Below are 21,768 nucleotides of genomic sequence, written 5' to 3'. Positions count from 1 at the left end.
GTGTTGCTAGGTAGCGCAGCGGCCGCAGCCGTACTTCCGGCTGTCGGCTGTCGGCTGTCGGCTGCTCGTGCCAAGATGATCGGCTACGGGAGAGGCACGGCCGAGCTGGAGAGAGATATGGGCGACCCGGTACTGCTGCGACGGTTCGCAGCCTGGCTCCAGCCCGGGCCTTCTGCTGAGGACGGGGAGCGCAGCGTCTTCTTCAAAGACGGCGTCATCGTGCTGGACACGAACGTCCTACTGAGCCTGTACGAGTACACCGAGACCTCGAGGCAAGAGGTCCTGTCTGCGCTGGAGCAGACGGCAGGACGGCTATGGATGCCTTATCAGGTCGGCCTTGAGTTCGTCCGAGGCCGCCGCAGCACACTGGAGTCCCGCAAGAGAGCCCTAGCCGATGCCGCCTCAGAGGTCAACAAGAAGCTCATGGCGGCCCGTAAAGCGATCGTCGAGGCCAAGAACGTCGTGTGCGCTCAGCTCGACAAGTACGCCCGGGCTCAGGAGGAGATAGCCGCGCTCGACTCACTCGTTGCGGATTCCGACGTCGATGCACACCTCGACGTGTATCGGCACGAGTTCAAGCGCCACCTGGACATGCTCAAAGCCGACCACGGCTTGGCACTGAACTCGGCCGATGCGGAAGACCCCATCCTTCCACGCATCGCGAAGCTCTACGGAGAAGGCGTCGGCGAGCAGCCGGACGACGATGTCCTGCGCAGGCGTCTGGAGGAGGCGACCGGCTTCCGGTTCCCCAACAAGATCCCGCCCGGATTCGCCGACTCCGGCAAGGACACGCCGCTGAAGTCCGCTGGAGACTTCCTTCTCTGGGCGGAGCTGATCGAGCATGTCCGCCAACTGCCGCCCGACGGCCGCCGCGTACTGTTCGTGTCGAACGACACCAAGGAGGACTGGTATGAGCAGGGCTCCGGCTCAAGCAGCTCCCGTCCGTGGCCAAGCCTTGTCGACGAGCTGAGGCGGAGGGCCCAGGCAGATTTAAGGATCGAGACGCCGCCGCACTTCTTCGGCGGGATCAGGGAGTTTCTGGACGCCGAGCTCGCCGCGGACACGTACGCGGAGATCGAGCGCGTGTCAGAGGCGTTTGAGGTTAAGGTGCCAGACACCCGGCTGGTGGTCACACAGGAGACAGCGCCTCACCTGGACCCGCCGGAGGGACTGGCGCATGCTGCGTATAGATCAGCGGGGCTCACCTCTTCGACCGTGCGTAGCGCTGCCGAGGCGGCGTCGCCGCCTTGGCGGCTTTTTCAATGGTGGCTGATCGGTGTGACAGCCCAGCTCGGGCGGCGGGCTGCAGGAGAAGCGGAACCGGCCGTCAGCATCGCTGCGGCTTCTAGAAGCAGCGGGCCGCCCTCCGGAGACTGGGTCCCTGGTACCGCCCTCTCACCAGACGAGTGGCTCCACCGGGACTCATCGTGGATCGCACCCTGGTTCATGGACTTGTTGGCATCCGCTCCGCAGACGGACCGCGCGCTCCTGCGCCGACTGGCAGCGCAGCAGGCGGAGAGCAACAGGCGCTCCGGCATCTGACTCCGTGTGCCATGCTGACATCGTTCAGGAAGCACGAGACACGCCGCAGGACCCAGGCCGTCCCGTCCGACGCCCCCGCCGTCACCAGCCGTGGCGACCGGACTCCGCTCGCAACGGAAGGTAGCCACCCGGCAGGAATGGGCTGCTTTGGCCTGGAGAACCACCTGAACGCACAGCAACTGATCGGCCACCCGGAATCGGCCTCGGCCAGAGACAGCCTCCTGCCCTCGTGCCGTATCGCGATGGACTCCTGCTGACGTCGTTGACGCTCGCCACGACCATGCGGTTAACGAGTTGGTGCGTGATAGCGGGTGAGGCGGCGTGCCTGGCCGGTGGCATGACCGACTGTGGCGATCATGGTCAATCGGGCGGTGCTGGCGCATCGGCTGTTCACGGGGATCTCTCGGCGTCATCTCGCCCGCCTGGTAGAGGAGTTGGCGGTGCCGTGGCAGGCCCGGGTCGAGGGCCGTCGCCATGCTGCGCGAGGCGGGGACCGCAAGCGGGCCGCGGGGGCCGGCGCCCGTCACCAGCTGGTGTTCGTCGACCGGCTGGTGGCCACGCTGATCCATCTGAGACACGACCTGCCGCACGCGGTGCTGGGACTGCTGTTCGACGTCGACCGCTCCACCGTCACCCGCGCGATCGCAGAAGTACGCACGCTGCTTGCGGAGCGAGGATGCGCGGTCCCCGACCATCCCGGCCTGCGTCTTCGGACGCTGCCGGATGTGTTTGCCTACGCCCAGGCCGAGGGCGTCGAGCTGCGCTTGGACGCCACGGAGATCCAGGTCCGCCGGCCACCGGCCGGCCGCGGCGGACGACGCGCGTTCGTCTCCGGCAAGAAGAAACAGAACACCATGAAGGCCACCGTCATCGCCGACGATCAAGGCCGCACGTTATGGACCGACGCCTTGCGACCTGGGCGTATGCACGCTGCCACGGCTGCCCGCAACGAAGGCATCGCCATCTGCTTCCAACACTTTCCCGACGTCGAGGTCCTCCTGGACGACGGCTACCTCGGCCTGAGCCGCGACCACCGCGGACAAGCAATCACACCACCCAGGAAACCGCGTCCGGGAGCACTGCCCGGCAGAGTCGAACAGTGGGAACGCGACCGCCACGCGCACTCCTCCGACCGCATCACCGTCGAACACGCCCTCGCTGATCACAAACGCTGGAAGCAACTGACGCGCTGGACCCATCACCGCGACCGTCTGCCCGACACCTACCGCGCCATCGCCGGCCTCGTCTCTGACCGCACCTGCATCACCTGAACACAGTCCACGACCAGGCCAAACACGCCTCATCCGCTATCACGCACCAACTCGTAAGGCCGGCACCGCAACCGGCACGGCCGCCTTTGGCCAAGTCATCTTGGCGATCACGTGATTCCACCGAAGACGGCAGTAGGCGCGGAACGACGGGCTGGTGTGCTGCAAGACGAAGCGTTCCTGCCGTCCCGTTGCAGTTATCGTCGGAGCGTTCTGAGACGCCCTCGCTTCAAGCACCACGAGTGACTCACCCACGGGGAGAGCATGCTTCCTTTCGAAGAAGCCGACATCCAGGCCGCCAAGTCGGTCGCCCTGCGCAGCATGGCGGCCTTGCCAGACCCTGAGCTGGACCAAGTCTACGAGCACGTCAAGGCGCTCGATCCTACGGGCCGGCGGTTTGCCGCGGTCCTCCGCGACACCATCGACCAGCTGCTCAACGGCGAGGTGACCGGGCGGTACGACTGGAAGACGCTCTTCAAGACCGAGAAGACGCACGCGGGGACCCTGGTAGAGATCAACTTGCAGCGCGAGTTCCGGTTCGCGGATGGCGACGCCATGGACTACCAGATCGTCGGCATCGACGTGGACTGCAAGTACTCACAGCAGTTCGGCGGCTGGATGATTCCGCCGGAAGCGGTAGGTCACCTCTGTCTGCTGGCCTGGGCGGACGACTACAGGTCGCGCTGGAGCATCGGTCTTGTCCGGATACGTGGTGAGTGGCTTAACACGGGCAACAACCGTGATCTCAAGCTCACCATCAAGGCTGCACACCGAGACAAGATCCACTGGCTGTGGCGGAACGAGCCGCTGCCTGAGAACGTGCTTCTCCACATGGATGCCGCCGATCGCAACGCCGTGCTCGCCGCGGGTTCAGGTCAGCAGCGCTTGAACGAACTCTTCCGGCGGGTTCAGAGGCGGCGCATAGGCCGCAACGTGGTGCGCACAGTGGCCCAGCAGAAGGACTACATGAAACGAGTCCGCGGCAACGGCGGCAGCCGGTCGGCGCTGAGGCCGGAGGGCATCCTCATCATGGGGGACTATGCCAGCCACCGCATGATCGCCGGCCGACTTGGCCTTCCCCTCCCCGAGGAAGGCGAATTCGTCAGCGCCCGAGTGACACCCTCCGGACCCCAGCACGGGGATTCCCCGCGAGTCTCCCTCGACGGTAAGGAATGGGTCCTCGCTCAGCCGGATGACCTGGTTGTACCCGCACCGGCTCTTCCTTCACACACCAGAGGAGACTGACGCCAGACATGCCGGGCCACATTTGCCTGCCGCAGTACCCTATAAGCAAGTAAATAGTCCGATCGCCATAAATAGCACACCATGACTTTCATCAACTGCTCGGCCCTCAACGTGTCCGGCTCCTACCGGATAATGGAAGGCGGATCCCGGCCGCAGCGAGGTCGCCGAACAGAACTGTCCTCCCCTGGAACATTGCCGCCGACTCTGCCCGGCTGATAGCTCACTACTGATGACTACTCCCACCCCAGAACCAGACCCGTCCATGGCCGCCTGGGTGCCGCCCGAGGGCTCTTGGGCGTCGTCCGCCGCACGCCGCCGCAACATGCAGGCGATCCGGAGCCGGGACACCACGCCTGAACGGCTTGTCCGTCGACTCGTGCACGCCCAAGGTCTGCGCTACCGAGTAGCGGCTCGCCCGCTACCCGGCCTCCGCCGTACCGCCGATATGGTCTTCCGGCCCGCGAAAGTAGCCGTCTTCATCGATGGCTGCTACTGGCACGGCTGCCCGGAGCATTACGTTTCCCCAAAGACCAATCCGGGCTACTGGTCCGACAAAGTGGCCCGGAATATGACCCGGGACCGCGATACGGACGAGCGCCTGCGGGCAGCCGGCTGGCTTGTTCTGCGCTTCTGGGAGCACGAGTCAGCAGAGGAAAGCAGTGCAGCGATCTGCCAGGCGGTGATATCCAGGCGTCCGGTCTCTGGTGCCGGAAAGGCAGACACCGCTACAGAGCCAGAGACATCTTGAGCACCCGCCGGGCCATGATGTGGTCTTCGATGTTCAGAAACTCATAGGCGATCTCTGCAAGCTGGCGCCCATCGCGCCCGGTCTGCGCGTAGCGGAGAATCACGTCTGCCTCGGACCCCAGCCCGCATGCCTGACACGCGGCCACCGCGTGAGCTACTTCGGCCGGCTCGCTGACCACGCCCACGTGCCTCAGGATGCCGGCAACGTCCTCGGCCCTTCGGTTCTGCTTCATGTCCAGCAGGGTCAGCGCGGTGGGCCACTGACCTTGCGCGTGTTGCCGGTCCCCCTGCGCTCGGGGGACCGGCAACACGGTGCGCTCGCAGTTCGCACACAAAGCCGCCGGCGGTTCGCATGCCTTGACCCGAAGGTTCTCAAGCTCTTCCCAGGTGACTGGCATGGAGGCGTCGCTTGTCCTCGCGACTGTCTCGGCCAATTCGTAGAGTCCGCGGATCACCTCACGCTTTGGCTTGTAGATGCGTGCGTTGAGCAGGTCGGAGAGTGCGCTCGCCGAGGTGTCGCAGCCGTGGTTGCGCCTCGCCAGCTCCTTGTGTGTCTCCCTCAGAGAGAGGTCGACCACGCTCAGCAAGCGGCGCACGGCCCTGGCCAGAGCCTTTCTCTCCTCCGGTATTCCAGCATCCAGTTCTTTGAAGCGACCCGGTCTCGGCACGCCAGCTCCTTGTGTCCCACCCCATCAAAGCTTTGACGACAGTGTGCCTCTGCCCATCCCTCACTCGACCCTCAGTTTTGTCCGGATGCTCATCCGGACACCCAGACACTTTGCTTTCAGACGGACGTGATGTTCCGTTGTGTCATGCGGGCCACTGTCAGGCATCAACTGTCCTGACACGCAGTCGGGCTGGCCCGCTCAGGCTCTGCGAGGTGGAGATGAGCACGGCCTTGCCTTCTTGGCAGGACAGCAAACTGGGCACGATGAAGCGCGCCGCTCTCTGGCTCGTCCAGGTGGTCGGCGAGGGGAACGTCTTCACCAAGACGGAACTCCGTGACGCCTTTCCGGATGTGTCGCAGATCGACCGCCGCATGCGGGATCTCCGCGACTTCGGCTGGAAGATCGACACTAAGCGCGAGGACATCGACCTCGATGCGAACGAACAGCGCTACGTCCAGCGCGGCGAAGCCGTCTGGGAGCCCGGCCGCGGCACTCGGCCGAAGAGCGCGATCACGGTGAACCAGCGCCGGGAGCTGCTGGCCACCTACAACCACAAGTGCAGTTCGTGTGGTGCCACTCCCGGGGACACGTACACCGGCTCTGAAGTCACCGCTCAGCTCGATGTGGCCAAGCGCGAGGTCCGGCTCCCGAACGGCACGAAGGCTCAGCAGTACGTCGTCGAGTGCAACCGGTGCCGAGTCGGCGGTATCGGTGCCACGTACGACGTGCCGGCGCTGCTCGCGGAGGCCTCCGCGCTCCCTTCGTTCGAACTCGGCATTCTGAAGTCCTGGATCAGGGAGGACGCCCGAACCTTCAGTTCAGTGGAGGATGTCTGGGCGAAGTACCGGGCACTGCCGGCTGAGGCACGCGAAGCCTTCCGCAGCGGCTTGGGCTAAACGCCGATGGGGGCGGGCCAGCCGCCGACGACCGCCCCGACCCGTTCGAAACCGGTCCCACAGACCGCTCCAGCTATGAGAGGTAATCATGCCGACGGACTTCGGCGTCCCGCCCACAGCGAACGACATCCGCGCCAAGGTGGAGCAGCGTCTCCAAGACGCGCGCTCGGGAGTCTCTGTACCCGAAACACTCCGGGTGGAGTTCCGGGGTCGTCCGATCCACGTCGAAGTCATCGACATGCCGGTGGATGAGCTCTACTACAATCCGGCAACTCACAGGGTGAGCGCTCAGCGCGCCTACGACCCCGCACAGGAAGAGGCACTGACGAAGGACCACTGGTCCGAGGCCGGCCAGGGTTACCTGCACCAGCTGCTGATGGCCAAGCCGTCTGACCCGCACCTGCGCGACCCTGATTTCGAAAAGCTGAAGCAAAGCCTCCAGGACCACCACCAGAACGAGCCTGGGCTCATCTCCCGTGATGGTGTTCTCGTCAACGGAAACACCCGGCGAGCCGCTCTCAAGGAACTCGGTGTCCAATCCATCCGCGTGGGTGTACTGCCTGCCAGCTGCACCTGGGATGACATTCGCTCTGTCGAATTGTCGTTGCAGCTCAGGCCCGACCGTCGACGTGAATACTCCTACATCAACCGCCTAATGGCCGTTGAGGAGCAGATTCAGCAAGGTCTTCCTCTCGCTGCCATCGCCAAGCTGTTCCACACCTCGACACCCGCGCTTGAGCGAGACACCTGGGTTCTCGGACAGTTGCGTGATCTAGTGAGGCGCAGCGAGCACGGTCGGGCCAAGCTACGACTGATGGATTTTGAAGACGCTCAGGAACGCTTCGCTGAGCTGTACCGGACCTATGTCAAGGAGAAGGCCAAGGACAAGGAGAAGGCCGACACCCTGCTTGAGTACCGACTGGCAGCCATCGTCCTGGATGTCGCCAAGACCGACATCCGCTACATCCGCACGGACTTCCGGGAAAGCTATCTGGCTCATCGTCTGCCTGACGGACCCTGGGACATGCCTGCGGAGTCTCCGAAGGCAGTCTCCATTCCGGGCCTTAGCCGTAGTGTGCCAGGGCCTAGTTCTGAGACCGCTAAGGCGCGTGCCCTTACTGACACTCTCCTCAGAGCCAAGGCCACGCAGAACTCCGGGACCACCGCGACTCCCGAAGAGATGGTCGAGGCCAACCGCTCCATAACCCTGCTGGAGAAGGCGTTCGACGAATCGATCGATGCCGCTGAAGATGCGATCCGCAAGCAGAAGAAGCGGCTTGTCGCTCCCGACCGCATCATCGCCGCAGTTGATGATCTTCAGCAGTGCGTCACAGACCTGGTACTGGCGCGGGGCAACAACAGCCTGGACGAGGGCGCTTTCGATGACACTCTGATCGTACTCAGGCAAACGCTGGTCAAGCTGTCAGCGGAGGCGTCGAGGAGCATCCAGCTCCCAGGGGAGGGCCTGTCGTGGCTGCGTGAGGCCGTGGCAGACCAGCGATGACGCACTCTGACCTCCCGTCTCTTCGAATTGCCTTCGACATCACCAGGACGCGGGCAGTGCTCCGTGCCCGGCCCGGTCTGGAAAGGGACTTCGGGATGCTGGCCACCCGGGTGACTCCGGGTGGCCAGCGCGGGCCGCTGACCTCCGATGCCGATCTGGACAGCTTTCTGTTCTCCATCGGCGAGCTGGCCAGCTGGCCCCACTCCGATGTCGAGTGGGAGCCTGAGCTGGCAAGCCTGGTCACAGGTGTCCTTGATGACGCCGAGACTGTGCAGACCCGGCTCAGCTCCCCAGCTGTTATTTCTGATGAGGTACCGCTCGCGCCCGACAGCGTGCACGCACTGCTGGGCGCAGGGTGGCAAGCAGACCTCACTGCGTTCCAGCTGAGGGAGATCGCGGAGCTGCTGTCACTGGGACACGGCGCGAATTTCAGCGTTCCCGGTGCCGGCAAGACCCGGACGGCACTGGCGGTTTTCAGTGCCCTGCGCGAGCGGGGAGAAGTCCGGCGCCTGCTCGTCGTATGCCCCAAGTCGGCCTACGAAGCCTGGCAGTTCGAAGGAGACGCCTGCTTCAAGGAGCCCTTGCTCACATCAGTCATGGACAGTGGATTCCCCGATCCACGAGCTGATGTCGTTCTGGTCAACTACGAACGGCTGGCTGGCTCTGTCAGCCACCTGTCAGAGTGGCTGCGTACGGCCCCGGCGATGTTCGTGCTTGATGAGGCGCACCGCATGAAACTCGGGGCGCGCGGCACCTACGGCTCCGCCTGTCTGTCGCTAGGGCCGCTGGCCCGGCGGCGCCTCATCCTCACCGGGACACCAGCTCCAAACGGTGCCCGGGATCTGGAGAGCCTTCTCTCGTTCGTCTGGCCAGGGCGCGGCAAGCAACTCGTCGTCGAAGCGGTCAGCGGCGGGGATCTCGCTTACGCCAGCCAAGCCCTGCGCCCGCTGTTCACTCGGACGACGAAGAAGGAGTTGGGTCTCCCTCCCTTCGAACCCACAGTCCGCTATGTCGATCTTCCGCCATTGCACCGCGAGTTGTACGACGCGCTCAAAGGGGATCCGTCCGCACGCCGAGGCGACCTGGCCGCACTCGGCAAGGCGGCCATGCGCACGCTCATGGCCGCAATCAGCCCGGCCCTGCTGGCCCCGAGCGACACCCCCTATGAAGCGCTCGCCTTTCAACTTCCCGCGCTTGACGTCTCCGACGACGACTCACTTCACTCTCTGCTCCAGCGGCTCCCTCGGCATGAACTGTCGCCCAAATACGAGGAAACCGTTCGCATTGTCGCGAAGAACGCACGGGCCGACCGCAAGACACTGGTCTGGACTGGGTTCATTCGAAGCCAGAAAACCCTGGAGGAGCTACTGGCGCCGTACGCCCCCGCTTCCGTCCACGGAGCCACCCAGGACCGGGAAGCTGAGCTCAGCCGCTTCCGTGAGGACCCATCCTGCATGGTCCTGATCTCCAACCCCGCGACCCTGGGCGAGGGGATCAGCCTTCACCAGGTTTGCCATGACGCCGTGTACGTGGACCGCGACTTCATGGCCGGCCGCTTCCTCCAGAGCCTTGACCGCATTCACCGGCTAGGACTGCCCAGAGGCACCGAGACCCGCGTGACCGTACTGGCGGCCCGGGGCACGATCGACGAGATCGTGGCCGTGCGCCTCGAAAAGAAGCTGCACTTCCTGGGCAGCGTGCTCGATGACCCTGCGGTTCGCCAACTAGGCGACCTCCAGGAGGAGGAGACCACGGGCTTGGGCATGGACGCCGATGACATCCATGCCCTGCTCGCGCACTTGAACAGCCGCCTGCCTTGACGGACGGCTGAGCTGCGATACCGCTTATGTGCGCCGCAGCTCAGCCGCCCTCAGTCACTGGCTGGCGGCGCGTTTGCGGTCCGCCTTGAGCACTTCCATGATCGATTGGCCGATGGCCTGTGCGACGGGCGGCGGAAACGCGTTCCCGACCTGCCGGTACTGGGCTGTCTTGCCGCCCGAGAATTCCCAGTACGTCGGGAATCCCTGAATGATCGCGGCTTGGCGAACTGTGAGCATGGGCCCTCCGGCACGAAACAGATCGCGGTCCTCGGTGCCGGTCGGCTTGCCGTCTACAGGCGCGTTGGCCACACCCATGCCTGAGACGCCCAGATTTGCCCACGCCTTCTTAGCTCGGCTGGGACCGAGGTCAGCGCCACCGTGCTTCTTGGAGCCGCCCACGAGCGTCGGGGCTACGCCCTTTTTAGCGCCGACTGCCCAATCGTCGAAGACCTTCTGCGCTTGGACAGCTTTAGCCCCCGTCAAAAACGGTGCAATGCGCTCTTGCATCGTATCTTTTAGTGCCTTATAGACCGTTACCGTCTCGGCACTGGGCGCAGGAGCTTCGTACTTCAGATCCTTCAGCACGTCTTTCCGGAAAGCGACGAGGATGGAGCGCGGCCGAAGCTGCGGAACACCGAACTCCGCCGCCTCGTAAACGTCCCACCCCACGACCTCGTAGCCCGGCCTCCCGTCCTCGTCAGCCTCCATCTCCTCAAGGCTGGCCTGGATGCGCGACCTGTAGTCGTGGAACTTGGGGTCCATGAGTCCGCGGACGTTCTCGATCATCACCGCGCGAGGACGGATGAGTTCGGCCAGCTCCAGGATGCGCGGGAAGAGATCACGCTCATCGTCCTCGCCGAGCTGCTTGCCAGCGTGAGAGAAAGGCGGGCAGGGCACACCCCCGGCAAGAAGGTCAACCTCACCCCGCTTGTAGAGACCGGCACTCTTCACCAAGTCACGCGCGGGGTCGAACTCCACCACGTCTTGGCAGAGCACGTCACAGTTGGCGCGCTCCCAGTCCCACTTCGGGTGCACCTCGATGTTTTCGCGCAGGGTCGCCGCCGCGTACCTGTCGATCTCCACAAGGGCGAGGTGTCTGAAACCCGCCAGGTGCAGTCCGATCGCCTGTCCGCCAGCACCGGCGCAGATCTCGATCGACGTGTAGTCCTGGTCAGTGCCCGTCATGGCCCCTCCTCTTGCACGAATTCCAGTGACGCCTCATACGGCAGCCATCACAGAGGGTGACATGACCCACTGACATTGCGACTCGACACGGCGGCACACACCAGTGTGCGGCATCCTCTGCCTCACCTTCGTCACCAACCGCATGGCGATTTCGAATACTCGTACGATACTGCTGTGGCAAAAATCAACTGGACGCGTGACGAGCTGTTGCTGGCTTGAGCGCTCGTTGTCGAAAACCGCTGGCGTGAGCTGGGGCCAGCCGACAAGCGGGTGCAGAACCTGTCCCAGATCCTCAGGAAGCTTCCGTTGCACGATGGCGCGGCGGCAGATCCGAGGTTCCGCTCCCCTGGCAGCGTCAGCCTCAAGGCCGGCAACATCGTGACAGCCCGTGCCGGGTATCACGGGGTCGCCATGAAGGGCGGCCAGCTGACCCGTGAGGTAGTGGCCGACTTCACAGAGCGTCCCGCCGAGATGCTCGCCGCCGCCAAGGCTCTGCACGCTGGCGTTGCATCCGCCGAGATCGTCGGCATACCCGCCCAGGAGGGCGAGACCGATTTGGCACGCGAAGGACAGCTGCTCAGACGCTGGGCCCTCTACCGCGAGCGGAGCAAGCCCCTGCGCGACCGGAAGATCCAGGCGGTCCTGGAAGAGGGCCTCCCTCTGCGGTGCGAGGTGTGCTCGTTCGACTTCACTGCTGCCTACGGCGAGCTGGGGGACGGCTACATCGAGGTCCACCACAGCCTGCCTCTCCACGTATCGGGGGTGACAGAGACCCGGCTCCTGGATCTTGCCCTTCTGTGCGCCAACTGCCACCGCATGTGCCACAAGAGTTTCCGCAGAGAATCCTGGCGCACACCTGACGCCATTCGCGAGCAGATGCAGAAGCTTGGGCAGTGAGACATCCATCAGGCCGCATCCGCTTCGGCCTCGTAGTGCATCTGGGCCAAGTCCAGAACGTCATCTGGGTCATGACCGCGGGCGACGGACCAGTGGAGCAGGTCGGCAATAAGTTCGATCACCGACTCCTCGATGCCTGCCTCCGTCATCTTTCCGTGTCGGCCACGGCAACCGGCCCGGTAACCCTCCAGAGCCTCGGCCGCTCGTTCGACGCGGCGAGAGCCCTTCCCTGCGCTGAGCGGAATCTCGCACCAGACCGCCTTGCCGGCTGCGGTCAGGACGGCACCCCAGTCCAGCGCGCACGCCGCGATGAGATGCAAGCCCCGGCCGCATTCCTCGTCACACCCAGCCGACCTTAGCGCCGGGATGGTACGACTCTTGTCGTGGACCTCCACCCGCAGTCGCCCACCTCTCCATTCGAGGATCAAGGTCGCCGACGCGCCTTCACCGACGTGTTTGAGAACGTTCGTCGCCAACTCCGTCACCAGTAGCGCGGCCTCGTCGGCGGCAGCGAGCAAGCCCCATCGCCCTAGCTGACCGACCACCGCTTTCCGAAGCAGGCGCACTTCCGGCGGCGCCGCCTCGAACGGCAGGACACAGCGGAGTCGGGGCTCGGGGATCTCGCAACCAGACATGTCAGCTTCTCCTTCACAGCCACGCGCATGCTGCGCCCGCCGTATCCGTACGACTTCAGCGCGTAGCGACCCGTAAGAGAGGATGACAGAGAGAAATCTCTCTGTGTAACTTCTCACGAGAATCCATCGAGTGAATCTGGTGGTCAGCCAGTTCGCCCGCTGCCTAGCCTGAGGACGATCACCGGGCCATGCCCGGGCGTAAGCAGAGGAGTCGTATGGCTGAGCGGACCACCACTCGCCGCCGCCAACTGGGTGCGATGATGCGCAAGTTGCGTGCCCGCAAAGGCCTGACGCTTGAGGAGGCGGGAGGGCTCGTCGGTGTCTCCAAGGCCACAGTCAGCCGGTACGAGACACAGGCGGGGCCTGTTAAGTGGATCGTCGTCGATGCCCTGTGCCGGGAGTACGACGCAACCGAGGCCGAGCGACAGGCGGTTGTCGGGCTGGCGAAAGACGCCAAGCAGCAGGGCTGGTGGAGTTCCTTCGCCGACTCCATCCCGGAGAGCATGAACCTGCTGCTCACCCTTGAGGACGAAGCGGTGAGCGAGAGCCACTTCTCCTGCGTCTATGTCCCCGGCCTTCTGCAGACGCGCGCCTACAGCACCGCGCTGCAGCGGGCCAACGAGATCCCCCTGGAATCAAGGGAAATCGAGCGGTTGGTCGACATCCGCATGAAACGGCAGGGGATCCTTAACCGCGCGCCCAGGCCGTTGCGGCTCTGGGCGATTCTCGACGAGTCCGTGATCCGCCGGGTCGTCGGGTCACCACAGATCATGAAGGAACAGCTCATCCGGCTCCTCGAAGCGAACGAGTCGCCCCACATCACGCTCCAAGTGCTGCCCTTCTCCAAGGGCGCCCACGCCGCCGCTCTGGGCAGCTTCGTCATCATCGGCGGTACCGAGCCGGCCCTCGACGTGGTGTACGTGGACTTCCACACAGGCTCACTCTTCCTTGAGAAGGACGAGGAACTTGACCGGTACAGACTTGCGTTCGAGTACCTTCGCGCCCAAGCGTTGGACATGGAAGCTTCCTCATCCATGATCCAAAGCATCTGCCAGGAGTTGTGAATGCCCCCCGTCGTCAGTGGAGTTACCGAAGGAACCAGATGGTTTAAATCGTCATATAGCGGGGGGAACGCCACAGAGTGTCTTGAGGCAGCATTTGGCCGGGCAGAGGTTCTCATACGCGATTCCAAGCGACCAGCCGGTCCTCACCTGAGTATCGCGGCTGAGACGTGGAACAGGTTCGTGGCCGACATCGCGACATGACCGGCTGGCGGGTCCAGCCCGGCCACGGGCTTTAGGCCTCGTTGGCAACTCCCCTCACAAATGCCAGAGTTAACCATGTCGGCTGAGGCGCAGGGGGAGCGAGCGGGCTGTGGTGCAGAGGCGTCGGCAAGTCGTGTTGTGCGTGTGTGCTGTCGTACTCGCCGTCGTGGCGGTCCTGTATCCGCGCAGCGCCGATGACGTCGTGGCCGCCACCCAGTTCAGCATCGCGTTCTTCGCCACGCTGCTGACCGGCGAGGCCGTGATCTTCGCGCTCACCTTCTCGGCGGCCAGTTCCTGGCCCTCCTTACAGGCGATAGACAGCCACATCGCCTTCCGGGAGTGGGTGCTCATCGGCTGGTTCGCCGCTCTCTTCACCGGTTGTGGCCTGCTCGGCGGCAACGGGATGAGCGCGACCTACGGCGCGTTGCTGTTCCTGTTGGCCAACATCTTCGGGATCTTCTCGTTCATACAGCTCTTCGGTCTGGCCAGCGTCGGCGGGCGTAACCGGCTGTTGTGCCGGACGCTCGCCGGGGAGCTCGGGCAGGCCGGCGCCGGAGGCGGTGCGTCGGCCGGTGACTTCGAGAACGGTTCCGTAGTCAATGCCTACCTCAGCGCCATCAGCCAAGCCGTGACCAGCAACGATCCGACGGCTGTGCGGAATCTCGTGGACCAGTTGGCCGATGCCGAGGTGAGTGTGGTGGCGGCCGAGCGTGCGATCACGCTTCATATCGACGTCCTGCACCGACTCGCCCGCGCCGCCCTCGTCAGCGGGGCCGATCCGATCCAGGTGACCGCCTGTGCCGACACCCTGGTCGATTCCGTCGTCCGGCTGTGCCGGAGACTGCCCGATCCGGCCCCGCCACTCGGCGCGCTCAGCCGCTACCTGGCCTGGCTGGCCAACACCGCGCTGCTGATGTCGGTCCGGGGCGTCGCCTCTAACCGGTCCGCCCGTGAGCTGGTCGCGCTGAGCACGGACGCCCGGTCGAGGATCCTGCGGTGCGTGGACCCGGACCCGAAGTCGGCGAGCGGGCCGGACGAGATCGGCACCCTGCTTCCTCGGCCGCACCAAGTGCTTCTGTGGAGCGCGGACTTCGCCGAGTTCCATGGCGCGCATCAGGCCGGGGCCCTGTACGGGGTGTACGAGATCCTCACCGGCACGAAGTTCATGGGGAACTACTGGGACGGCGCGTCGATTCTCACGCAGCTGCGGCGGGCGCTGTTCGGGGGTGAGGACGCCGTGGCGACGTCGGCGGCGGACGCGGCGCGTGCTGCCTTCGCGAGTGTCGAGGAGTACGACCACTTCTGGGCCCTGACCTCGGTGACCGCGCTCGCCACCCTGCGGGACTGCCGTGTTCTCCACCCTCCGGAGCTCGTGCGGCCCGAGTTCACCCCGGATCATCAGCTGCTGGGTGCGTATCTGCGGACGTTCGCGACTCACCGTTACTTCGGTACGGCCGAGGAGGCACGTACGGCCCTGCTCGGGCTCATCTCCCGTACGGCTGCGACCGGGTCGGCGAGTGAACGCGTGCACCATGGGCGGGTCGGCCGTACCTATCGGGTGTCCGCCCCGCATGTGGAGCCGCAGCTCCGGCCCGCCGCCGTGATCCTGGCCGTCGCGTGCCGGCTGGCTCCGCTGGCGCCCGGCGGTGACGACACGGAACTGCGTGACTTCCTCACCGCGCTGCCCTCTGTCAGCCTGAGAATCACTGCTGGTCTGGCCGCCCGCGTCCTGCCCGGTGCGGCCGAGGTCGCGCAGACGGACCCGGTCGAGGCCATCGTCGTAGGCCTGAAAATCCTGACGCTGGTCGGGTCTCACACCAGGGAGGGGGCATGACGGATCCGGATGTGGACATAGCCGTCTGGCGTGAGCGCATCGCCGCGCTGGAATCGGACGCGGTGACGGCCGCCGTCATCGTGCAGTGCGATCTGGCGTGGCTCCGGCCCGGCCTCCTCGGCATACGCAACGAGATCGACCAAGCTGTCATGAAGGCCCAGTTGCGTCGCGGTGGCAGTCTCACCGTGGACCGCGTCGTCCTGCACAGTCTGCCGGTCGAATCCGCTGCCGCTGTCAGGGCGTTCGAGGAGTGGCAGCTCCGGATGTCGGCCGCCGCTCTGCTCCTCTGCGCGGACGGCCGGCCGGCGCCAAGGACCCACCGTCTCATCCTCGGGGGTGACCAGTCGTCCGCGCCCATCCCGGATATGGTCGAAGTGCTGGACAACGGCGACTGGACCGACCACCAGCGGGCCGGGCTGGCGCTGGACATCATCCATACGGTCGGCGCGACCACGCCCCTCACGGGCTACGACATGGACCTGGACGGCCCCTTCGGCGACGCCGATCCCTCCGTCTACATGTGAGAGTGGCCGCGAGCGGCCTATCAGAGACTTGGAGACCAGGTGCCTTTCTCTCCCGAGACCCCCGAGGACCACGTCTTTCTCGCCCAGGCCATCGAGCTGTCCCGTCATGCCCTGGAGGACGAGGGCAAGACCCCGTTCGGTGCCCTGATCGTCGTCGACGGGGAGGTCGTCGCCACCGGGACGAGTTCGGTCGTCGAACTGCGCGACCCGACCGCGCATGCTGAGGTGATGGCCCTGCGGGCTGCGGGCAGCAAACTCGGCCGCCATCTCATGGAAGACGCCGTGATGTACTCCAGCAGCGAGCCGTGCCCCATGTGCCTGGTGGCCTGCTACTGGGCCCGCGTGTCCCGGCTCGTGTATGCCGCCACCAGTCACGATGTCGGGGTCAGCGGGTTCGAGGACCTTCAGTACTACCGGGAACTCAGCGTCCCCAATGCGGAGCGGACCCTGCTCCAGGAAACCGCGGTCGGCGGTGAGACGCGGGAGGTCGCGGCGGCGGCCCTCGCAAGTTGGGCCGACAAGCTGCCCTTCCCCGTAGAGCCCAAGCTCTGAAGTTCAGAAGGATGCCCCCGGCCGCCCGCTTCCTCGGCAGTGTCGTGCCTCCATGAGCCGAGTAAAGGGCGCTCCCGCTCCGCTGCGCTCCGCGTCCGCGTCGGCTGGCGCCGATCGGCCTTCGGCCGACCCTTGACCCGGCTCACTCCAGCACGGGGAAGAAGCGAGCGGGCGGCCGGGAAGGGTGGGGTGGGGCCTGCGTTGGACGGCCCTTGGGTGGGTCGCAGGGGGCCGTTGGCGGGGGCTTCACGTCAGGGAGTAAAGGGGTCAGAGCGACGGGTTGGTGCCCTGGATGATCTGCCAGCCGGAGGCCTGTGTGGCCGGCCCGAGGTGCTGGACGCCTTTCCCCCGGCGCATCACGAAGGCGGTGAGGCCGGTGTCGAGGGCCGGTACTCGATGCCCGTAGACGTGGGCCTCGGTCAGGGTCAGGTCGACTGCTTGTGCTGAACCGCTGAGGCGGTTGAAGCGGGCACCGCGACGGACCGGGCCCCGCAGGCAGCGCACATGGACCGTGGCCTGTTCGAGGGCGGCGACGATGACCCGCTCGATCTGCAGTTCCACGCCGCTACGACAACTGTCGTAGCACGGGGTCCCGTTCACGCGGCTACCTCCTCTTGCTCGACCAGTACACGGACCCCGCCTGCCTTCACTTGATCGTTCAGGGAACGTACGCCCCTCCGCGTGCCCTTGTGGAACTGGACGACGCCTTGCGGGCGTTGCGCGTGCCGGACGTGTGACCAGCCCCTCCCGGAGACCTCGGTCAGAGTTCCGGAGCTCCGCGGGCAAGGTATGGGAGGCGGCCCCTCGGTCAGAGTTCCGGAGCTCCGCGGGCAGGGTATGGGAGGCCCCTCGGGCGGGCTTCCGAGGCGGTCCCGGTGGCTTCGGTCGTGTGCCCGGTAATGGCCGTCGTTGTGTGGGGTTCTCCTCGGGGCGTTCAAGTGGCGTTTGGACGGGACGAGTTGACTGCACTTCTTGCACAGGGGGATCATCCACTTCCAGGCGTTGACGGACGGAGCCCCGCGTAGGGCGTGGGGCCGTGCGCGTACCGGGCCGGGGGATGTGAACCGATGGCTCGTCGTGTGCATCCTCCAGTCCGCCATTTGATCCTCCGAGGTTCGGGGACTTTTTCATGAGCTCAAGCAATTCCAGACGCGGGGACGCCGCGTCGAAGCGTCGTCGGCCGGCCCTGTTGACCGCTGTTGCCGCGCTCGCGGTCGCGGGTGGGGCGGCTGTGCCGGTGCCGGCGCTGGCCGACGGTGGGACCGCGGACACCGGGGCCAGGCTGCAGCAGGAGTTCGCGGCCGCCGCCGACGCGTACCACGTGCCGCTGCAGGTGCTGCTGGCGGTGGCGTACCAGGAGTCGGCGTGGGACACGCACGCCGGGCAGCACAGCACCGACGGCGGGTTCGGGCCAATGCACCTCACGGACGTGACGCCGGCGATGATGGCCGGGGGCGACGCGGGGGCGGCGGGGCGTGGGGACGTGGCGAAGCTCGCCGCCCAGCCCGCCCTGCACACCGTGCAGGCCGCCGCGAAGCTGACCGGACTGCCGGTGGAGGAGTTGCGCAGCGATCCCGCGGCGAACGTCCGTGGGGGTGCGGCGCTGCTCGCCTCTTATCAGAAGGCCGTGGCTGGGTCGGTGTCCGCGGATCCCGGTGACTGGTACGGGGCCGTGGCCCGTTACAGCCAGGCCACCGAGCGGCAGGGGGCCGCTGTCTTCGCCGGGCGCGTGTTCGCCACCATCAAGAAGGGTGCCGGGCGGACCACGGCCGACGGTGAGCGCGTGCGCCTGGCGGCTGACAGCGATGTCGTCGCGGACAGCGGGCAGTTGAACGCGCTGGACCTGAAGTCTGCCGCGACCACCGACACCGAGTGCCCGGCCACCGTCGCCTGCACGTTCGTACCGGCGTCGCCGTCCAACGGGCAGGTCTCCAACCGGCCCGCCAACGGCATCCGGATCGACAGCATCGTCATCCACGACACGGAGACGTCGTACGACGCGGCCGTCAACCTCTTCACGCAGCCGGGCGGGTCCGCCGCGCACTACGTCATGCGGTCCTCGGACGGCGCGGTGACGCAGATGGTGCCGACGAAGGACCTCGCCTTCCACGCGGGCAACTACTCCACCAACATGCACTCGATCGGCATCGAGCACGAGGGCTACGCCGCGCACGGTGCCACCTGGTACACCGAGGCGCAGTACGAGGCCACGGCCGACCTGGTGAAGTACCTGGCCGACCGGTTCGGCATACCTCTGGACCGGCAGCACATCGTCGGCCACGACAACGTCGCCGGGCCGAAGTCGTCCCTCGTCTCCGGCATGCACTGGGACCCGGGCCCGTCCTGGGACTGGAACCACCTGATGAGCCTGCTCGGCGTGCACACCGGGCGGCACGGCGTCGGGCCCGTCGGGTCGGTGGTGACCATCGCACCCCGGTTCGAGGACAACCTGCAGACCGTGCAGATCTGCCCCTCCGACGACCCGACCGGCGCGACCACCGCGTGCACCGAGACGCAGCAGCCGTCGGACTTCGTCTACCTGCGGACCGGGCCCAGCGACACGGCGCCGCTGTTCGGGGACCAGGCGCTGCACCCGGGGGCGGCCGGCACCGACCGGATCAACGACTGGGGTGCCATGGCCGCGGCGGGACAGCAGTTCGTGGTCGCCGACCGGGACGGTGACTGGACCGCGATCTGGTACAGCGGCTCGAAGGTGTGGTTCTACAACCCGCACGGCTGCAACACCGCGCCCGCCCACGGCGTGAAGGTGATCTCGGCCGCCGGCGACTCGGCGGTGGCGGTGTACGGCTCCAGCTACCCGGACGCCTCCGAGTACCCCGCGGGTCTGTCGCCCTCCACGCAGGCCCCGTTGAGCATGTACACCGTCCCGGCCGGGCAGGCGTACGTGGCCACCACGGCGCCGTCGCTCACGGACGACTTCTTCCCGTCCAGCGGCGCGGTGGTGACCGGCGCCAAGGCGATGTACACCATCCAGTACAACCACCGGGTCGCGCTGGTGTACGCCTCGGACGTCACGGCGACGGACGGCTGACCGCACGCCCGCACACCCGCACACCCGCACACCCGCACACCCGCAGCGCATGTGGTGCCCAGGAGGTCCCTACCGGCCTCCTGGGCACCGCTCGTTCATCGGTCGTCGCGTGCCGCGCCCCGCCTGGTGATCTCGGTCCTGACGGTCTCGTGCAGTTCCTCCGGCGTGAAGCCGAGGTCGCGGAGGACCCGGGCGGCCGGGCTGTCCGGGACCCGGATCAGGCCGATGAGGGTGTGTTCCGTGCCGACCCAGTCGTGACCGAGGTCGGCGGAGGCGCGGCGGGCCTGGCCGATGGCCTCCTTGCTCTCCTCCCGGAACGGGATGTGGCCGCGCAGCGTCTTCTCCCCGGCCGGCGGCAGCGCCCCCTGGACCGCGTCACGGACGCGTTGTTCCGAGCCGGTCTTCGCGACCAGCACCTCGTACGCCAGGCCGCGCGGTTCGCCGAGCAGGCCGAGCAGGAGGTGTTCGGTGCCGATGGAGTCGTGCCGGTGCGTGCGGGCGGCCTCCTGGGCCAGCACGATGCCGTGCCGGTTGAGGTTGGTGAACCGCTCGAACGCGGCGGGTGTGTGGCGTTGCTGGGCGGCCTGCTTGGAGACCCCGATGGCGTCGCCGATCTCCGTCCACGAGGCGCCGTTCTGCTTGGCCTTGCTGACGTAGTGGTCGATGAGCTGGTCACCGAGGTCGGACAGGGTCTGGGCGCGCAGTCGCGCCTCGCTGACGCGGGCCAGTTCGCCGGCCTCGGGGAGTTCCTCGTCGAGTCGGGCGATCAGGTCGGCGAGACTGATGTCGAGTGGGCTCATGCGTCAACTTTAAATTGACGACCCCTCACCGTCAACTTGTAATTGACGATGACCGTTCCGGGACCGTGCGGACCGGGCCCGGTGCAGGATGAGGGCATGACGACCATCCACGGGGAAGCGGCCGACGGGTTCGAAGGCGTGCGGGAGGCGTTCCGCGCCAACTTCGCGGAGCGGGGGGATGTGGGAGCCGCCGTGTGCGTGTACCGGGACGGGCGGCCGGTGGTGGATCTGTGGGGCGGGGTGGCGGATCCCGAAACCGGGCGGGAGTGGGAGCGGGACACCTTGCAGCTGGTGTACTCCGCGACCAAGGGGGCCACCGCCACCGTGGCCCATCTGCTCGCCCAGCGCGGGGAGTTGGACCTCGACGCCCCGGTGGCCGACTACTGGCCGGAGTTCGGGGCGGCGGGGAAGGCGGAGATCCCGGTGCGGTGGCTGCTGTCGCACCGGGCCGGGGTGGTCACGGTGCGGCCGCCCGTGCCGCTGGCCGACGCGTTGCGCTGGCGGCCGATGGCCGACGCGCTCGCCGTGCAGCGGCCGGAGTGGGAGCCGGGGACCGCGCACGGGTACCACGGGCGGACCTTCGGGTGGCTGGTCGGGGAGGTCGTACGGCGGGTCTCCGGGCGCACCCCGGGACGGCTCTTCGCGGAGGAGGTCGCCGGGCCGCTGGGCCTCGACTTCTTCATCGGGCTGCCGGCGGCCGAGCGCGGGCGGGTCAGCCGGATGGTGTACCCGAAGCCGGAGGTCGATCTCAGCACCGTGCCGCTGGACCTCGTGCCGCCGGAGGCACGGGAGTTCGTCGCCGCGCTGCAGGATCCCGAGTCGCTGAGCAACCGGGCGTTCGCCGTCACCGACCCCGCCGAGATCGACTTCAACTCGGCCGAGGTGCAGGCCGCGGAACTCCCCGCCTCCAACGGCATCGGCACCGCGCGGAGCCTCGCCCGGATGTACGCGGCGCTGATCGGGGAGGTGGACGGCGTACGGCTGTTCAGTCCCGAGACGCTCGCGTCGTCCACCGCGGAGCAGGCCGGCGGGGCGGACAAGGTCATCATGCTGCCGATCCGGTACGCCTCCGGGTACATGCTGCCCGTCGAGACCAACCCGCTCACCGGTCCCCGTGCCTTCGGGCATCCCGGGCGCGGCGGCTCGCTGGGCTTCGCCGACCCCGAGCACGGCATCGCCTTCGGATACGTCATGAACAGCATCGTCGAGGGCGCGGAGGACACACGGGCGTCCGCGCTCGTCGAGGCGGTGCGGGCCGCGCTGTGACCGGGTGAGTCCGGCGGCGGACGGAGCAGGCGCGGCGGGGGGAGCGGGCGCGGCGGACGGAGCGGGCA

At 66.5% G+C, this 21,768-nt stretch carries 20 protein-coding genes; 15 read left to right on the top strand and 5 right to left on the bottom strand.

The annotated features are described in order from the left end of the window. The first annotated feature begins 75 nt into the window (after positions 1–75). The 4 genes from BLW82_RS26920 to BLW82_RS26905 all read left to right on the top strand — a co-directional run bounded on the left by BLW82_RS26920 (position 76) and on the right by BLW82_RS26905 (position 4,803). Positions 76–1,542, top strand: a complete 1,467-nt coding sequence (locus BLW82_RS26920) for a PIN-like domain-containing protein (protein ID WP_143063722.1) — start codon at positions 76–78, stop codon at positions 1,540–1,542. A gap of 356 nt (positions 1,543–1,898) precedes the next feature. Next, the gene (locus BLW82_RS26915; RefSeq protein ID WP_177233323.1) at positions 1,899–2,813 is read left to right on the top strand and encodes a transposase family protein; all 915 of its coding nucleotides are present in this window, start codon (positions 1,899–1,901) and stop codon (positions 2,811–2,813) included. 261 nt (positions 2,814–3,074) lie between these two features. Continuing rightward, positions 3,075–4,055, top strand: a complete 981-nt coding sequence (locus BLW82_RS26910) for a NaeI family type II restriction endonuclease (RefSeq protein ID WP_093502535.1) — start codon at positions 3,075–3,077, stop codon at positions 4,053–4,055. A gap of 262 nt (positions 4,056–4,317) precedes the next feature. Continuing rightward, on the top strand, positions 4,318–4,803 hold the full coding sequence (locus BLW82_RS26905; RefSeq protein ID WP_093502533.1) for a very short patch repair endonuclease: 486 nt from the start codon (positions 4,318–4,320) through the stop codon (positions 4,801–4,803). Here the strand turns inward: BLW82_RS26905 and BLW82_RS26900 are convergent. Continuing rightward, the gene (locus BLW82_RS26900; RefSeq protein WP_143063721.1) at positions 4,781–5,470 is read right to left on the bottom strand and encodes a hypothetical protein; all 690 of its coding nucleotides are present in this window, start codon (positions 5,468–5,470) and stop codon (positions 4,781–4,783) included. The two genes, BLW82_RS26905 and BLW82_RS26900, sit on opposite strands and share 23 nt — an antisense overlap. Positions 5,471–5,688: 218 nt before the next feature. On the opposite strand from BLW82_RS26900, the gene BLW82_RS26895 reads away from it, so the two are divergent. From BLW82_RS26895 to BLW82_RS26885, 3 genes are all read left to right on the top strand, one after another. After that, positions 5,689–6,366: a hypothetical protein gene (locus BLW82_RS26895; protein WP_177233322.1), complete on the top strand. Its 678-nt coding sequence runs from the start codon at positions 5,689–5,691 to the stop codon at positions 6,364–6,366. An 88-nt stretch (positions 6,367–6,454) separates the two neighbouring features. Then, positions 6,455–7,870 (top strand): ParB N-terminal domain-containing protein, encoded by a 1,416-nt coding sequence (locus BLW82_RS26890; protein ID WP_093502527.1) that lies wholly within the window; start codon positions 6,455–6,457, stop codon positions 7,868–7,870. After that, a complete protein-coding gene (locus tag BLW82_RS26885) occupies positions 7,867–9,690 on the top strand; it encodes a DEAD/DEAH box helicase (RefSeq protein ID WP_093502525.1) in 1,824 nt (607 codons plus the stop codon). The genes BLW82_RS26890 and BLW82_RS26885 overlap by 4 nt, the downstream gene beginning before the upstream one ends. A 54-nt stretch (positions 9,691–9,744) precedes the next feature. Here BLW82_RS26885 and BLW82_RS26880 read toward each other — a convergent pair whose 3' ends face one another. After that, positions 9,745–10,875, bottom strand: coding sequence for a DNA cytosine methyltransferase (locus tag BLW82_RS26880; RefSeq protein ID WP_093502523.1), 1,131 nt, complete (start codon positions 10,873–10,875; stop codon positions 9,745–9,747). Positions 10,876–11,145: 270 nt separating this feature from the next. Between BLW82_RS26880 and BLW82_RS26875 the strand changes: the two genes are divergently transcribed. Continuing rightward, on the top strand, positions 11,146–11,772 hold the full coding sequence (locus BLW82_RS26875) for an HNH endonuclease (RefSeq protein WP_256215965.1): 627 nt from the start codon (positions 11,146–11,148) through the stop codon (positions 11,770–11,772). An 8-nt stretch (positions 11,773–11,780) separates the two neighbouring features. Here BLW82_RS26875 and BLW82_RS26870 read toward each other — a convergent pair whose 3' ends face one another. Then, positions 11,781–12,407 carry an ATP-binding protein gene (locus BLW82_RS26870; protein WP_093502521.1) on the bottom strand — a complete coding sequence of 209 codons (627 nt, stop codon included), beginning with the start codon at positions 12,405–12,407 and terminating at the stop codon, positions 11,781–11,783. 215 nt (positions 12,408–12,622) lie between these two features. On the opposite strand from BLW82_RS26870, the gene BLW82_RS26865 reads away from it, so the two are divergent. The 5 genes from BLW82_RS26865 to BLW82_RS26845 all read left to right on the top strand — a co-directional run bounded on the left by BLW82_RS26865 (position 12,623) and on the right by BLW82_RS26845 (position 16,582). Continuing rightward, positions 12,623–13,471, top strand: coding sequence for a helix-turn-helix domain-containing protein (locus tag BLW82_RS26865; protein ID WP_093502519.1), 849 nt, complete (start codon positions 12,623–12,625; stop codon positions 13,469–13,471). Continuing rightward, positions 13,472–13,672, top strand: a complete 201-nt coding sequence (locus BLW82_RS26860) for a DUF397 domain-containing protein (RefSeq protein WP_093502517.1) — start codon at positions 13,472–13,474, stop codon at positions 13,670–13,672. 142 nt (positions 13,673–13,814) lie between these two features. After that, entirely contained in the window at positions 13,815–15,506 is a 1,692-nt protein-coding gene (locus BLW82_RS26855) for a hypothetical protein (protein WP_093502515.1), read from the top strand. After that, complete coding sequence (locus BLW82_RS26850; protein WP_093502513.1) at positions 15,503–16,030, top strand: hypothetical protein; 528 nt, start codon at positions 15,503–15,505, stop codon at positions 16,028–16,030. The genes BLW82_RS26855 and BLW82_RS26850 overlap by 4 nt, the downstream gene beginning before the upstream one ends. A 39-nt stretch (positions 16,031–16,069) precedes the next feature. Further along, on the top strand, positions 16,070–16,582 hold the full coding sequence (locus BLW82_RS26845; protein ID WP_093502511.1) for a nucleoside deaminase: 513 nt from the start codon (positions 16,070–16,072) through the stop codon (positions 16,580–16,582). Between the two features lie 267 nt (positions 16,583–16,849). Here the strand turns inward: BLW82_RS26845 and BLW82_RS26840 are convergent, their stop codons facing one another. After that, positions 16,850–17,182 (bottom strand): hypothetical protein, encoded by a 333-nt coding sequence (locus BLW82_RS26840; protein ID WP_143063720.1) that lies wholly within the window; start codon positions 17,180–17,182, stop codon positions 16,850–16,852. A gap of 529 nt (positions 17,183–17,711) precedes the next feature. On the opposite strand from BLW82_RS26840, the gene BLW82_RS26835 reads away from it, so the two are divergent. Then, a complete protein-coding gene (locus BLW82_RS26835) occupies positions 17,712–19,634 on the top strand; it encodes an N-acetylmuramoyl-L-alanine amidase (RefSeq protein WP_093502507.1) in 1,923 nt (640 codons plus the stop codon). 95 nt (positions 19,635–19,729) lie between these two features. Here BLW82_RS26835 and BLW82_RS26830 read toward each other — a convergent pair whose 3' ends face one another. Then, positions 19,730–20,434: a Clp protease N-terminal domain-containing protein gene (locus BLW82_RS26830; RefSeq protein WP_093502505.1), complete on the bottom strand. Its 705-nt coding sequence runs from the start codon at positions 20,432–20,434 to the stop codon at positions 19,730–19,732. A gap of 96 nt (positions 20,435–20,530) precedes the next feature. Here BLW82_RS26830 and BLW82_RS26825 point away from each other — a divergent pair, with 96 nt between their 5' ends. Then, a complete protein-coding gene (locus BLW82_RS26825) occupies positions 20,531–21,700 on the top strand; it encodes a serine hydrolase domain-containing protein (protein WP_093502503.1) in 1,170 nt (389 codons plus the stop codon). Positions 21,701–21,768: the final 68 nt, after the last annotated feature.

This window comes from Streptomyces sp. Ag109_O5-10 (assembly GCF_900105755.1).
Classification (GTDB): domain Bacteria; phylum Actinomycetota; class Actinomycetes; order Streptomycetales; family Streptomycetaceae; genus Streptomyces.
Note: the sequence above shows the minus strand (reverse complement) of the source record. Positions and strands in the feature narration are given on the sequence as shown.

What these genes read in the sequence shown, in the direction of transcription:
- BLW82_RS26905 (WP_093502533.1), top strand. Translation starts at nt 4,318, where the DNA reads ATGGCCGCCTGGGTGCCGCCCGAGGGCTCTTGGGCGTCGTCCGCCGCA.
- BLW82_RS26910 (WP_093502535.1), top strand. Translation starts at nt 3,075, where the DNA reads ATGCTTCCTTTCGAAGAAGCCGACATCCAGGCCGCCAAGTCGGTCGCC.
- BLW82_RS26835 (WP_093502507.1), top strand. Translation starts at nt 17,712, where the DNA reads ATGAGCTCAAGCAATTCCAGACGCGGGGACGCCGCGTCGAAGCGTCGT.
- BLW82_RS26885 (WP_093502525.1), top strand. Translation starts at nt 7,867, where the DNA reads ATGACGCACTCTGACCTCCCGTCTCTTCGAATTGCCTTCGACATCACC.
- BLW82_RS26850 (WP_093502513.1), top strand. Translation starts at nt 15,503, where the DNA reads ATGACGGATCCGGATGTGGACATAGCCGTCTGGCGTGAGCGCATCGCC.
- BLW82_RS26915 (WP_177233323.1), top strand. Translation starts at nt 1,899, where the DNA reads ATGGTCAATCGGGCGGTGCTGGCGCATCGGCTGTTCACGGGGATCTCT.
- BLW82_RS26825 (WP_093502503.1), top strand. Translation starts at nt 20,531, where the DNA reads ATGACGACCATCCACGGGGAAGCGGCCGACGGGTTCGAAGGCGTGCGG.
- BLW82_RS26920 (WP_143063722.1), top strand. Translation starts at nt 76, where the DNA reads ATGATCGGCTACGGGAGAGGCACGGCCGAGCTGGAGAGAGATATGGGC.
- BLW82_RS26890 (WP_093502527.1), top strand. Translation starts at nt 6,455, where the DNA reads ATGCCGACGGACTTCGGCGTCCCGCCCACAGCGAACGACATCCGCGCC.
- BLW82_RS26830 (WP_093502505.1), bottom strand. Translation starts at nt 20,434, where the DNA reads ATGAGCCCACTCGACATCAGTCTCGCCGACCTGATCGCCCGACTCGAC.
- BLW82_RS26860 (WP_093502517.1), top strand. Translation starts at nt 13,472, where the DNA reads ATGCCCCCCGTCGTCAGTGGAGTTACCGAAGGAACCAGATGGTTTAAA.
- BLW82_RS26870 (WP_093502521.1), bottom strand. Translation starts at nt 12,407, where the DNA reads ATGTCTGGTTGCGAGATCCCCGAGCCCCGACTCCGCTGTGTCCTGCCG.
- BLW82_RS26895 (WP_177233322.1), top strand. Translation starts at nt 5,689, where the DNA reads ATGAGCACGGCCTTGCCTTCTTGGCAGGACAGCAAACTGGGCACGATG.
- BLW82_RS26880 (WP_093502523.1), bottom strand. Translation starts at nt 10,875, where the DNA reads ATGACGGGCACTGACCAGGACTACACGTCGATCGAGATCTGCGCCGGT.
- BLW82_RS26865 (WP_093502519.1), top strand. Translation starts at nt 12,623, where the DNA reads ATGGCTGAGCGGACCACCACTCGCCGCCGCCAACTGGGTGCGATGATG.